We start from the raw sequence: 12,704 nt of genomic DNA, 5'->3' as shown, positions 1-12,704 counted from the left end.
AATAAAAAACCGCCCGGAGGCGGTTGGTGGTGTTTCAGGCTGACGGCTACGCCTTGTCCTCGGCGTAGATCGAAGCGGAGATAATCGCTCCGCCCCAGCGGCGCTTGCCGATGCAGATCGGGACGGGGTTGCCGCTGGCTGTAGTGTTCTTTGCGCTGCCAAAGGCGTAGGACGGCAGGTTTTCCGGGGCGCCGCTTTGTGAAAGGCCTTTGGCTTGGGGGCTGAGCATCTGGATTACCCCGCCAGCAACCATGCCAATACCTGCGCCAATCAAGGGAGCACCAAATGGAGTGGCTGAGAGGAACACCCCGGCAACGATCATTATCGCTCCAACGATGGTCTGCAGGATCCCGCCACGCTTGCTACCAGCAACCACCGGAACGATCCTGAGCTCACGAGTACCTCCTCGCTCGAAGTCACCAATCCCAACATTCCGGCGGTTCCTGAAGACTGCAAAACTCATCCCAAGTCGATCAAGGCGCTGAATCTCTTCTTCAAAGCCCGGAAGCGTAGCCTTGAGAGCCTTGAACACCTCCCATGACTTGCCGGTATCTAGTAGCCTTCGATGTATCCGGCCAAATTTTCTGGCGAGGGTTCCCGAGAGCTTGATTATGGTGAACGGCTCGTAATGTGCTGCTGTAGCGGCCATGCTTTCTCCAGGCGCAAAAAAGCCGCCCGGAGGCGGCTGGATCAGTTGTAATCGACGTAGGGGCCTATATAGATGCCGCTCATGTCTCCGCTAATTCTGTAAACAGTCTCTTTGCCGTTTTGCACGTTTCCAACGATCGTCCGCACCGCCATGCCGCCGCAGAGCCCGGAGTTCGCCAACCCTATTCCAATGCTTGGCTGGCCCGGTGGCAGGTGGAAGCTGGCTCGCTGGCCCGTACCCAGCTTGGCGGCTCTTTTGCCGTCTATAAACACAACCACATCACAACCAGAGCCTACCGCCCCTGAATCCCTAAGAACGATAACGGTGCCGCTATCCCCTCGCGGCTTTACCTGAAACGCGTAAAGTTCATCTCGCGGGACTGGTGTTGCCTCGCGGACGGAGATTGCAGATGACGCACACCCGGCCAGCAGCACCATCGCCACTGCCCCAATAAGAATTCGCATATGGTCCCTCCCTTGAAAATGGGGACTCTATCACCGTGCGTCTCGATGTCGTAGCACCAGGCGGGTGCGCGCCAGCCAGGGGCCACCAAATACGATGATCTCTGAGGGCCTGCCGTACAGGTGGTGCATCAGGAACGGCCCTTGGCCGAATACCTGGACTTGCTCGCCAGGCAGCTGCGGATCTGCGCCCAGGTAGATCCCGGCATGGTTCGGGTGCGCGGCCCTCCCCACCTCCATGACGACCATGTCGCCGCGCTGTGGTCGGTCGACCTGGTAGAAGCCCGCCGCTTCGTAGGCCTGCTCGTACAGGCTGGGCCCGCCGGCCTGCTCCCACCACCCATCCTCCCGGGCATAGGCCGGGAACTCCAGCCCCCACTCACGCTGATACCAGTCCGCGCAGGACTGCCAGCAGTCCCAGGCGCCGTGCACGAATGGTCGACCCAGCAGCGGCGTGCTGCCAGTTGGAGTGATGGTGCGCAGGTCGCCTTCAGGCCAGGACAGGATGTGCCAGGGCAGTGCCGTGGCTTCGCACATGGCCAGGTCACGCGGTGACGGCCTGCTGGTGGCGTCGGGGTGCGAGTGCACGATGCCGATCACCTCGCCCCGGTCTTCCGCTGCGGCGTATTCCTCAGGCGCGATCCGGAACTCTTCGCTCGGGTCGCTCGCAGTGTTGGTGCACGGCACGTAGATTTGCTTTCGGCCTAAGGCCAGTATCAGCCCGCAGCACTCGCGCGGGTACTCAGCCGCGGCGTGCGCTTGCACGGCGGCCAGGATGTGTTTGCGCATGGTCAGCTCCGTGCAATCAGGGATACAGCCGGGAAGCCGCCGAAGGGCAGCGGGTTGCCAATGCCGAAACGCGGCACGCACCCGGTGCCCAGGCAGCCATCGCACTCGTCCAGCTCAGGGTTGTCAGTGAGGTTGCCGTCCTTGTCACGGTACGGCCCCATGTAGCCGCAGTTGGGCCCCCGGTAGCCATTGGTCATAGCCCAGTGGCACAGCGTGGTCATCTGCCTGCCGATCGTTTCCCCGCCCACGTCGCCAGGGCTGGCCAACTCCCAGGACACCGTTTGACCGTTCTCCGACACTTTCTGGTCGATGTACCAAACCTCAATTCCTTCTTGGGTCGGGTCGGCCTGGGGGTTGCCACCAGGGAAGTTGGCCGCGTCCAGGAATTGGCCGAGCGTGCTCCGGATGGTCAGTTTGAACTCGAGCAGATCGTCGAAGGCTAAGCACAGTGCGGTGATCCGGCTATTCACGTTGCCGACCGATAGCGTAGGGCGCACTGCGGTACCGTCCGAGTTTGCTTCGATACCATCGACTTTCAGCGGCCAGGCGCCGTACTCCTCGCCCTGCCACCAGATCGACTTGGCTGGCAACTGATCCGCGTCAGCGCCAGCATCAGCGAGCTCCTGCGGCGTGTGCGGAATGGCGTGGCCATGGAAGCGCAGCACATTGGCGCCGAAGTCCGAGCCATCCATCTCGAACAGCAGCACCTCGGAGCCTGGCTCCAGCTTCTGGATCTGTGAAACCAGGCTCATGGGTGGTATGCCCTCTCGAAGGTCAGGTTGATTACGGCGATGCTGCCGGGTCGGCGTTGCTGGCCGATCCTTTCGCAGCGATACAGGCCCAACTCGCCGCCGGGCGGCGTCCACAGAAATGAGCGGAAGCCACGGTGGGCGCGGATGAAGTCAACGATTGGCTTCACTTCCTCGGCAGCACCGCCAAATGACAGCGTCCAGCTGTCGGTCTCGGCGTTGATCCCGTCTCCCACCACCTGGGCGTAGTTGTCGCCGAACTGCGACTTCCGGGTCTTCAGCATGCTCTCGCCGCTGGCCTCGTCATCAGGCGACCAGGTGAATGTCTCGATAGCCACTGCTACCTCCCCTTCGTATTTCGATAGCTGGAACCACCTGGGCGCCAGGAGGCGGCGATTGCGCGATCAGCGATACCCTGCATCTGCTGCTGAAGGTTCTGCTCGAGCGCAGCAGTATCGAGCTGCATGCCCTCCGAGCTGCGGTCTTCAACGGTGATGCTCATCGGTGCGTTGACCTGCACCACCGTCCCGCCACCCTGGTTGCCGCCAACGACCTGCACGCCCAGCGACCCATCCGCGCCACGGGCGAGCGGCATGATCGCCTCCGGCCCTGCTTCGCCCGCAATACCCAGGCCTCCGTTGGCCATGCCGAAGCCCGTGGGCTTGGTCAGCACGCTGTTGGTGAAGGCACCGCCCTTGGCGAACATCTGCACGCCGCCGTCCCACGCGCCCCCCAATGCCTGGAAGTAAGCGCTCGAATAGCCGGCCTGGGATGCGCCAAGGTTCGAGGAGACCGCGCCAGCAGAGCCCGCCGGCAGGCCATTGCCACCGCCGAAGTAGCTGCCAGCCGCCGAGATACCCATACCTACCAGACCGCTGAGCAACGAACTCGCGGCTTGCTGGCTGGCAATCCTGGCCATGTCGCTGAGGATGCTGGTGGTGAAGTCCTTGAACTTCATCTTGCCAGTCATGGCGAAGTTCGCCAGCGAGTTGCTTGCCGAATCGAAGCCCGCCGTCAGGGTGCGGTCCGTTGCACCCGCCACGTCAGCCGCATCTGCCTTGATGTTGGCCCATGCCCGCCGTACGCCGTTGCGGTAATCGCGCTGGGCTTCAAGACGGGCGCCGTGGCCATCCACCTCCATCTGCAGTTCGCGCGCCTGATAGTCGGCCAGATCCGCCAGGCGTTCTTCATAGGCCTGCTGGCTGAGCCGGCGAGAAACGTCCTCTTGCTGCTCCTCCAGTTGACGGCGCGCCTCGGCGTACTTCTGCCGCACTGCGTTCAAGCGGTCGGCCTGCTCGCGCTCGTCGTCGCCCATGCCGACCCCGGCCACGTCCGCGTTGATCGCGTCCTGCCGAGTCTGCAGCACCACCTCCATGGCTTTGCGGTAGGCATCAGCACTGTTACGCCGCTGCTCGGCCAGCTTCCGCTCAGCCTCAGTACGCTGCTGAATGGTCGTATCGCCGTAGGCGGTGTTCAGGTTCTTGATGCCGAGCTCCATCTCGGCGGCGGTGATCTTGCCTGCAGCCTGAGCTTTGCGTAGCCCCTGCACACCTTCAGTCAGATCTTCGAGGCGCTTTCTCTCGGGCAGCGCCCTATCAATGATTGCGTCGAGCGCCTTGATCTCGTCGTTCAGAGCCTTGGTGCGGCTCTTGCTACTGTCCGTGGCGTCCTTGTTGGCCTTTTTCTGTGACTCGATCGCACTTGCCGCCGACAGAATCGCCTGCCGATCAGTCTCTGTAAGGTCGGCGTTCTCCGCGATGTGCCGGTTGGCGATCTTGATCGCATCGCCATTGTCCTGCAGACCAGCCAACTGCTTCTGCAGCGTTTCAAGGTAGGTCTGCCCCGCCGAACTCATACCAGCCTTGGCAGCATTGTTGGCGTGGGTAGCCGACGTGTTCTGCTCCGTAACTCCAGTCAGCACCCGCAGGGTCTCGGCAATCAACCCCGAGCGCTGGTCGGCATCACTGACTGCACCAGCCTGGGTGATCCACTGCTGTACCGTGCTGGCTGGCAGGTTCAGGCGATCGCCTACTTCGCGAAGCACCGGCGACAGGTCAGACCCCGCCGCGCGGGCCTCCTTCAGCCGGTCAACCACCTCCTGGTAGGCGCGCAACTGCTTACCGTACTGGCCGCCTGAGTCTCTGGCCGGCGCTGTGACCACGGACTGGCGGATAGACTGGGCCAGGTCACCATAGGCGCTGCGCACCGCATCAGCGGCACCGACCTGTTCCTGCTGCCATTTGACCAACGAAGCCTCGCGCTGGTCCCGATTGAGCTTGGCAAACTCCTCGCGCAGCTGCGAAACCGGCTTGTGCATATCCTCAAGGCTGACACCGGCCTTGTCGGCGCTGTCACCCAGCAGCAGAAAGCTGGCAGCGGCAGTGCCAGCGAGCAATGCCAGGCCGGCAGGTCCACCGAGTGCCGCCAGCAGGCCACCCGTGGCGGCGCGGGTGAGGTTAGCTTGGGCGATCGCAAGGGCATCCGTGGAAGCCTTGAGCGCCGCCTGCCTGGGCAGCAGTTGCGTCTGCACCAGTGATAGGCGCTGCAGGCCGGTCGCGGCAGCCACCGAAGCCTGGGCTTGCTGCAACTGCGCCTGCGCGTAGAGACGCTGTGCATCAGCAGCGCGCAAGGCGGATCTGGCGTTCTCTACCTCTGCTGCGCGCTGCGCCAGCGATGCCTTCAGGGCCAAGCCGGCCTTGGCGACGTACAGGGTGAGCGCAGCTGCACCTGCCCCACCCATCGCGACGGCAACCAAGTCCACGTTATCAGCCAGCGCAAGAAGCACCTTCGACAGCGAGCCGACCGCGCCGGTGCGTTCCTCCATACTGCCCAGGAAAGTGCCGATGGCGTTGTTGATGTTGACGAGGGCGTCCTGCACGCTGGTGGACATGTCGACAGCAGCCTTGCGGTTGACCTCGACCGTGCGCAACAAGCCGGCATTCAGGTCATCCAGGGCGAGCTTGCCTTGCACCCCTAACTTGCGGATCTCTGCCGCACTCTTGCCGGTGCCGGCGGCGATGGCGTCGACGATGGTCGGCATCGCGCTCTGGATGGAGACCCACCCGTCGGCGTCGATCTTGCCCGTCTGCAATGCCTTGGAATAGGCGTCGAGTGCAGATCCAGCCTTGTCGGCCGCCGCGGCGTTGGTCACCAGCAGAAAGCTGAAGCTGTCGGTGATATCCAGAGTTTGCTGGGTGTTGAAGCCCAGGCTGCGCATCACGTCAGCCGTGCGGATGTACAACTCTTGCGCTTCGGCCAGCGGGCGGTAGGTTTCCTGGGCGGTACGCAGCAGGCGCTCCTGTACCACCTGATATTCGGAAGCATTGCCAGCGGCAGCCTTCATCCTGTCGGACATCTGCCCGTAAGCGTCGACCTGCTTGATGATGCCGCCGATCAGGCCGGCACCAGCCACAGCAGCGAAAGCACCGCGCATTAGCACGCCTGCGGATTGGGCTGCGACTCCTGCCCTGTCAAAGGCCGAATCGACGGTAGCCAGGTTGCGGTCGATCGCCTGCGTGCTGCGCGCAACCACCTGGTCAGCATTCGCCAGTTCCCGGCGTAACTGTGCAGTAGTCGCCTCGATCTGGACCAGCATCCCCTGGACTTGTTGGTCGGCCATGCAAATCTCCAAGCACAAAAAAGCCGCACGAAGGCGGCACGTTACTTACTGTTTGGGTTGCCCTCGGAGGAAGCTCTTCAACTTGTCCGCGACGCTTTGACGTTTCTGGGGCGCGACCTGGGTCTGCCCTTGTTTCTGGCCGCGCCCAGTCCAGTCGAGCCGGGCATCGAGCGCGAGCATGATTTGCGGTATTGGGGTATGCCACGCGGTGTCAGGCGGCCAGCCAAGCCAGCCGGTGGCCACGCCGAACAAATAGTCGACGTAGCTGCCGTCCTTCACTGCGCTGTGCTGTCCGCCTCGTCCTTTCCCCGGGCGACCACGCTCGGCGGCACCGGATTGAGCAGCACGGTGATGAAATCAGTCAGACGAGCCGACACCTTCGCCACGCCAGTCTGGAACACCTCAGCGGCGACCTGGGCGTGCTGGTCGGCCTGCAGGCCGGCGCCGGCGACGATGACGTCGGCGCTGGCAGCGATGCTCATCAGCCGCATCGATTCAAGCGCGCCGCGCAGACCGCCGAACCGACTTTCGATCAGTAGCGCCGCCTCGAGGGTCGGGCGCAGGGTGTAAGTTCGTGCACCGACCACCAGCGTGGTGGTGCCATACAGAGCTTCGCACATGGGGTTTTCTCAGCTGAGGACGGGGCCGAAGCCCCATCGATCAAGGGGTGGCCGGACCTGCCACGATTTCGAGGATGTCGGTGTTGATGCCGAGCGTGATGTTGCGGCGCACTACGTTGTCGGCGGAGCCCGCGGCCACGGTGTTGTTCATCACCTTCACCGCGAAGTAGAACGTGGTCGGCAGGATAGCCGGAGTCGCGCCTGGGTCACCGTCGTTGAGCGTGACCTTGATGTTGTAGTTGCCCTTGGTGCGATCCTTGTGCGCGACGGCAACGGCCTTCTGGCCGAGGTCGCCGTTGTCCAGGCCCACGGCCAGGGTCATGTTGCCGGCGTCAGCGGTGCCCTTGTACTTGCGCACCCGACCATCCGCCAGGGAGGTGAAGTTCACCGGATTGAAGGTGTCGCCGAACTCGCCCAGGTCTTCGATCTCGCCCACATCGACGTAGGTGTCGGCCTTGTACTCGGTTTCGGTGTCGGCGCCGGTCTTGCCGCCAATCGCAAGGCGGCAGCCGGCGGCTGTATTGAGGTTGTCATCGGCCATGGGTGTTCCTCCAAAGGCGCATTGGATAAAAGCCGCGGCGCGGCCGGTGTTGAATTCAGTGGGTGGTGATCACGCGAACCGTGACCGAACCCTGGTATGTCACGCCGTCAGCATCGCGCTGGGCGTCGGCTTGTTCGACCCGGACGGAAACGGCCCGCCCTACCGTCAGCGGCAGGCGGCGCTCGTCGAGGGCGGCGATTACCTCGCCATTGATGCGCTTGACCTCGGCTTGGCCGACGGCATCGGACCACACTGACAGGTAGATCAGGCGCGTCTCGCGCTTGCGGCCGGCGATGGGGGTGGCGTTCACCGAGACCTCTCGGTCGATCGACACATAGGGCATGTCGGCATTCATTGGGGCGCCGTCGTAGATCGGGCAGCTGACCTCTGCCTCGAGCCTGGCGAAGATCGCCTCCTGCAGCGCCAGCGATGGATCAGCCATTCCCTACCCCCTGACTTGCTTTGCGCAACGTGCGCGTGATTGCTGCCTCAATCTCTGCCAGAACGAACTCCCGATTGACCTGCATCGCAGGCCTGAGCCAAGGGTGAGCTGGCCTGGCGGGGATATCCGGGTACTTGCCGAAGAAAGTGGTGCCGTCGCTCTTGTTCTTCGTGTCGCGCCGACCGAGGCGATTCTTGCCGCTGAGTTTCGAGCGGTCGCGGTTGGTAGTGTGAGAGCCCGATACCGCATTGGAGTCAGCCCGGTGGTACAGCTTGCCTGAGTAGCCTTTCGTTCCGTACTCCAGGAACCGCAAGTAGAAATAACGCTGATTGTTGAGCTTGCCCCGCAATCCAACCTCAGCGTTTAACCCGCTTGTGGAAACAAACGCCGTCAGGGCTCCAGCAGCTGCGCCTGTGTCCTTCGGAACCAAATCCTTCATTGTCTGCAGCACGCGGTCAGCGGACTTCTGCATTGCAGGCTTCAGCTCGTTATCCATGGTTTTGTGGATGTTGCGCAGCAATCGCCGAAGCTTGAAGTCTCCGGACATCCTGGAGCGACGGGCCATGACCTACTCCTTCGCCGAATCAGCCTTGGCTGGGGCGGCAGGTTTAGCGGGGACCTCCTCGACGTAGCCGCGGGCGATCAGCTCCTTGCCGACTTCAGCCGATACGTCGAAGGTGTCGCCCTTCTCCCGCTCGCCGACAGCGCCGGAGAGCGGGCCCAGTGCTCGAATCTTCATTGGGTGTACCTCATGGATTGGGAATGGTGGAACACAGCAGGCGCTGCATCGTGCGGTCGTTGTCCAGCAGCGGCGCCTCGACCTTATAGGTGACGCCATCGCACGCCAGGCGCCAGCCGGCAACGATGTCTGCCCGGGGCCTGATGCGGACCTCCGCGCTAATCACCGCCTGCAGTTGCTCGGCGACTGGGGCGACACGGCCGGTCGGCATGGTGATTTCCGCCCAGACCTTGCCAGCATCCAGCCAGGTCTCTTCGGCGCCGCCAGATGCGTTCTTCTGCCGGTGCGGTTTCGTCACCACGCAACGGTGTTTCAGGGGGCCTGCTCTCATCAGAAGCGCTTCCTGTACCAGAGCAGCCTTTCGACCGCGAGAGGAACGGCGGTGGAGATGGTGCCTGTGACCACGGCTTCGCGGTTTGCGTACCAGTGGCCGACCAGCAGCAGGATCGCCTGCTCAACATCTGGGGTCAGCCCCATCTCTTCTGGCCCGGCCGGGTCGGCCTCGACCAGTGCACGATCACAGTGCATCGCAACGTGCGCCTTGGCCGCCTCGATGTAGCCGATGACGATCGAGTCTTCTTCATCACCATCCAGGCGAAGGTGAAGCTTCACGCGGGCCAGGTCGAGCATTTACTTGGCCTCAGCCGCAGCTTTCTCAGCGGCAGCCTTGTCAGCAGCCGCTTTTTCGGCGGCGGCTTTATCGGCAGCCTCCTTTTCAGCAGCTGCTTTTTCTGCTGCGGCCTTCTCGGCAGCGGCTTTCTCAGCTGCAGCTTTGTCGGCGGCAGCCTTGTCTTCCTTCGGAATTGCAGGCTTGGCTTCCTTGGGCTTGGCCACCCGCGGCTTGCCGTTGGCGTCCAGCTCAACAGCCAGGCCTTTACCGATCAGGGTGTGGGCGTACTCGTCATCGGCCTCTTCGAAAGTCGCGTTGGCCTTGATCTTGTTCGAATCGGCGCCAAGCGACAGGCCGTTACCGACAAAGCCCCACAGAATCTTAATTTTCATGCTGCCTCCAGAAACGAAGGGGCCGGCAATGCACCGGCCTTCGCTGTGGTTGAGTTATGCGCCAGTCGGGAACCGGCCTTTGACCAGAGCTTCCTTGCGGCGCACACCGAGGCCCAGGCGCTCCTCGACCAGCAGCGCGCGTTCGTTCTTGATGAACTGATCGTTGATCAGGCCCATCTTGAACAGGAACGACATGCGGTCAAACAGCGTGGTGGAGCGCGCGAAGTTCGCGGTCAGGAATTCACCGCCGGTATCGGCATCACCTTCATCCATGCTGTCGGAGGTGATTACCGGGCGGCCCCACAAGATTGGGGTTACCAAGCCCTGCAGGTTGGCGAACAGGTAGCGGTTCTCGCCATCCTTCTGCAACTCGATGTTCATCCAGTCGAGCTCGGTCATTACCACGCCGTCGGCCGACATCTGCGACTGCTTGCGCACTTGGTAGATCGAACGACGCACCAGGTCGATCGCGGTGTCACCAGCCTTGCTCAGCGCGGTGTTGTAGGCAGTCGCCTGGGTCATCAGGCCATTCAGGTTCTCGCCGCTGCCGTCTCCCTTGAGGATCTGCGCTTCCTCCTCGAGCTTGAGGTCGTAGCGCAGCAGCTGCTGCAGGTAGGCGAACAGCTGTGGCACGTCATCCAGCGCTTCATCGGTGACCGGCATCCATACCGCGATCTTCTTCACGCGGTCAGTTTCGGTGGTGAAGGTCACGTTACTGGTCGGCTTCAGGCCGCCCTCGGCCACAGGCGCCGCGCCGCGGGTGTGTACGTTCTCGCGGAAGTAGGTGTAGTTCTGACCGGATACCGGCACAGCAGTCAGAAGGTCGCGGATACGCAGCTCTTGGCGAATACCAGGCTGAATCACCGGATCATACTGCGGCACCACGATGCCCGCGCTGGTGACCTTCATTTCCTTCATGCTGGCCATGTCGGACTTGGTCACGTCGAGCTCGGCAAGGCCGCCACCCTTCTTCAGGGATTTGTAGCTCTCATCGCCCTGGATGAGGTCAATGAAGCTTTTGCCCTCGGACGGCTGGCCGCGCAACCTGACTCCCTTCTGCTCCAGATCCTGCACCTGGTCGATGACACGCTGCAGCTCACCTTTCTGATTGTCGATCTGGCTCTTCAGGTCAGTAGTGACCCTGTTACCCTTCTCGACCTCAGCGATGGCTGCGTCGTACTTGGTTTGCAGGCTCTCGAAGCCGCTCTTCAGTTGCAGCTCCAGCGAGTCCTTCAGTTCTTTTACTTCGCTCATGGCGATACTCCGAAATGGTGGGTGAACAGTTTGGAAATGTCTTTCAGCTCATCCACGATCGCCGTGGCCTCGCTTCCGCCGTCACGGCGTAGCGCGGGGTAGCCGAGCGAAGCGACAGCTGCCGCTTCCTTCTGCGAAAGCCCCATGCGTTCGCGCAGGGCATTCTCGAAAAGTCGAATGTCAGATTTCACAGTGAGGACATGCGCCTCAGGGTTCATGCCGAAAGGCACGAATGAGGCCTCCCAGAGCTCGGCCTCCTTGATGACCCGAACGCGCCGACCGGCCCGCTCTTCGAAGTCAGCTTTGATGGTGTTGAAGCCAATCGACATGCTGTCGAGAATCTCGGCCTTCATCAGCTCGTAGGCGTCACGGGCATAGCTAACGGCCAGATTGACCTTGCCCTTCACCAGCAACCCATGGTCGTCTTGGGTGTAATCGGCGGCGCCCACCAGCCGGGTGAGGTCGTGATACAGCGCCAGCTTCAACTTGCCACTCCGGGTCGCCTTCACTCGGGTGAAAGCCCCAGGCAGGATGACGTCGTCGCCCAGGTCGACGTTGTTGAACACTGCGGCGTAGCCTTCAAAGTTGCCGACGTCATCAACGGACTTGAGCTCAAACGGAACTTCAAGATTCGCCATTTTTGTCCATCTCCCACCGGGTTACCCGGTTGTATTCATCGCCCTCCAGGGGAGGCAGGTTTTCCTTTACGCGGACTTCGTTGATAGTCATCCAGCCAGAGCCGCCAGAACCGCCAAGAGCACTGCCGTAGTAGGTGGCGCGGCCGGCACTGTCGGCGCGCAGTAGCCCCTCGACAGCAAACTCGGCGAAGCGAGCGCGGGCCCGATAGAGCTTGTCGTTGAACTCGTCCTCGACCGCGTCGATGTACGGCTTGAGACCGAAGGTGATGTAGCCGGTAAGCTGCTGCTCAAGGTTGGAACCCATAATCGAGGTCTTGCCGGCGCGGTTGGCCAGCCACAGCGGTACGCCATAGATGCCCGCCAGGGCTTCCTCTTGGAACTGCTGCGACTCGATGAACTGGGCGTCCTTCTGGCTGATGCCGGCTGGAACGATCTTCGGGTTGCCCTGCAGGACGGCCATCTTGCCGATGTCATCGGTGTCGGCCTTGCGCACATCAGGGAACTTCGCCATCACCTGAGCCTGCTGGGCCTGGGTCAGGAACTGTTCGTAGATGACGTAGCCGCCGGTGAAGCCGCCCTTGCGCATGAAGCGAGCCGACCATTGCTGCCCCGCTTTCGCCAGGCCCATGGTTTCAGCCTGGTGCTCGAGGGGCGAAAGACCGACGACTCCGTCAAGGCTGAACAGCTTGAAATGCAGCATGTGCTCAGGCGACACCGGGTACGGATCACCCTCGCTGGGCGTAACCCAGTAGATGAGGTCGTCCTCTGCGTCGATCTTGACGGTCCGCCAATCCAGTGGCACCAGGCCTATCGGGTCGCCGTGGATGTTCCGCTCGATCAAAGCAAACGCATTGCCCCGTAGAGCCATGTTCACGACCACGAACTTGAGGAAGTTCAGCATGGTGATGTAGGGGTGCGGCTTGCGCAGCAGCTTGAGCATCCGGTCGTTACCTGTGACCAGTGCCCTGCCGGCTTCCTTGTCTTCATAAAGCTTGAGCGGCAAGCCACTCAGGGATTCTGAGAGGATCTTGACGCAGGACCAGACCATGCTGATCGACAGGGCGGTTTTGGCGGATACCCGAACCCCCGCTTTGGTGCGCTTGCCGCCGACCTCAAGATCAACTTCGACGTAGTCGCCCGTGGCTGGATCGGTGTAGCCGAAAAATCCCCAGGTCCTGGGGTTGTACCATTTGAATGCCAT

Annotated in this window: 18 protein-coding genes; all 18 read right to left on the bottom strand. The window is 62.1% G+C overall.

Annotated elements, in window-relative coordinates:
• Positions 1–46: 46 nt before the first annotated feature.
• Genes CCOS864_RS10915 through CCOS864_RS10835 form a run of 18 tightly spaced genes read right to left on the bottom strand, consistent with a single transcriptional unit; the run spans position 47 to position 12,704 of the window.
• A complete protein-coding gene (locus tag CCOS864_RS10915) occupies positions 47–649 on the bottom strand; it encodes a tail assembly protein (RefSeq protein WP_115086301.1) in 603 nt (200 codons plus the stop codon).
• 41 nt (positions 650–690) lie between these two features.
• On the bottom strand, positions 691–1,113 hold the full coding sequence (locus tag CCOS864_RS10910; protein ID WP_115086300.1) for a hypothetical protein: 423 nt from the start codon (positions 1,111–1,113) through the stop codon (positions 691–693).
• 30 nt (positions 1,114–1,143) lie between these two features.
• Entirely contained in the window at positions 1,144–1,899 is a 756-nt protein-coding gene (locus tag CCOS864_RS10905) for a C40 family peptidase (protein WP_115086299.1), read from the bottom strand.
• Positions 1,900–1,901: 2 nt separating this feature from the next.
• Positions 1,902–2,651, bottom strand: a complete 750-nt coding sequence (locus CCOS864_RS10900) for a phage minor tail protein L (protein ID WP_115086298.1) — start codon at positions 2,649–2,651, stop codon at positions 1,902–1,904.
• Positions 2,648–2,986, bottom strand: coding sequence for a phage tail protein (locus CCOS864_RS10895; RefSeq protein WP_115086297.1), 339 nt, complete (start codon positions 2,984–2,986; stop codon positions 2,648–2,650). Before CCOS864_RS10895 ends, CCOS864_RS10900 begins: the two co-directional genes overlap by 4 nt.
• Before the next feature lie 2 nt (positions 2,987–2,988).
• Positions 2,989–6,267 carry a phage tail tape measure protein gene (locus CCOS864_RS10890; protein ID WP_115086296.1) on the bottom strand — a complete coding sequence of 1,093 codons (3,279 nt, stop codon included), beginning with the start codon at positions 6,265–6,267 and terminating at the stop codon, positions 2,989–2,991.
• Positions 6,268–6,312: 45 nt separating this feature from the next.
• Positions 6,313–6,546 (bottom strand): hypothetical protein, encoded by a 234-nt coding sequence (locus CCOS864_RS10885; RefSeq protein WP_115086295.1) that lies wholly within the window; start codon positions 6,544–6,546, stop codon positions 6,313–6,315.
• Positions 6,543–6,887: a hypothetical protein gene (locus CCOS864_RS10880; RefSeq protein WP_115086294.1), complete on the bottom strand. Its 345-nt coding sequence runs from the start codon at positions 6,885–6,887 to the stop codon at positions 6,543–6,545. Before CCOS864_RS10880 ends, CCOS864_RS10885 begins: the two co-directional genes overlap by 4 nt.
• Positions 6,888–6,927: 40 nt before the next feature.
• Entirely contained in the window at positions 6,928–7,428 is a 501-nt protein-coding gene (locus CCOS864_RS10875; protein ID WP_115086293.1) for a hypothetical protein, read from the bottom strand.
• A gap of 55 nt (positions 7,429–7,483) precedes the next feature.
• The gene (locus tag CCOS864_RS10870) at positions 7,484–7,870 is read right to left on the bottom strand and encodes a DUF3168 domain-containing protein (protein WP_115086292.1); all 387 of its coding nucleotides are present in this window, start codon (positions 7,868–7,870) and stop codon (positions 7,484–7,486) included.
• A complete protein-coding gene (locus CCOS864_RS10865; protein ID WP_115086291.1) occupies positions 7,863–8,435 on the bottom strand; it encodes an HK97-gp10 family putative phage morphogenesis protein in 573 nt (190 codons plus the stop codon). Before CCOS864_RS10865 ends, CCOS864_RS10870 begins: the two co-directional genes overlap by 8 nt.
• 3 nt (positions 8,436–8,438) lie before the next feature.
• Entirely contained in the window at positions 8,439–8,609 is a 171-nt protein-coding gene (locus tag CCOS864_RS28215; protein WP_167458876.1) for a hypothetical protein, read from the bottom strand.
• 10 nt (positions 8,610–8,619) lie between these two features.
• Positions 8,620–8,940 carry a phage head closure protein gene (locus tag CCOS864_RS10860; protein ID WP_115086290.1) on the bottom strand — a complete coding sequence of 107 codons (321 nt, stop codon included), beginning with the start codon at positions 8,938–8,940 and terminating at the stop codon, positions 8,620–8,622.
• A complete protein-coding gene (locus tag CCOS864_RS10855) occupies positions 8,940–9,239 on the bottom strand; it encodes a head-tail connector protein (protein ID WP_115086289.1) in 300 nt (99 codons plus the stop codon). Before CCOS864_RS10855 ends, CCOS864_RS10860 begins: the two co-directional genes overlap by 1 nt.
• On the bottom strand, positions 9,240–9,611 hold the full coding sequence (locus CCOS864_RS10850) for a hypothetical protein (RefSeq protein WP_115086288.1): 372 nt from the start codon (positions 9,609–9,611) through the stop codon (positions 9,240–9,242).
• Positions 9,612–9,665: 54 nt separating this feature from the next.
• Positions 9,666–10,865: a phage major capsid protein gene (locus CCOS864_RS10845; protein WP_115086287.1), complete on the bottom strand. Its 1,200-nt coding sequence runs from the start codon at positions 10,863–10,865 to the stop codon at positions 9,666–9,668.
• Positions 10,862–11,503, bottom strand: coding sequence for an HK97 family phage prohead protease (locus CCOS864_RS10840; protein WP_115086286.1), 642 nt, complete (start codon positions 11,501–11,503; stop codon positions 10,862–10,864). Before CCOS864_RS10840 ends, CCOS864_RS10845 begins: the two co-directional genes overlap by 4 nt.
• A complete protein-coding gene (locus CCOS864_RS10835) occupies positions 11,490–12,704 on the bottom strand; it encodes a phage portal protein (RefSeq protein ID WP_115086285.1) in 1,215 nt (404 codons plus the stop codon). The genes CCOS864_RS10840 and CCOS864_RS10835 overlap by 14 nt, the downstream gene beginning before the upstream one ends.

It is taken from the genome of Pseudomonas wadenswilerensis, assembly GCF_900497695.1.
In the GTDB taxonomy this organism is placed as follows: domain Bacteria; phylum Pseudomonadota; class Gammaproteobacteria; order Pseudomonadales; family Pseudomonadaceae; genus Aquipseudomonas; species Aquipseudomonas wadenswilerensis.
This window is presented reverse-complemented; position numbering and strand designations above follow the sequence as displayed.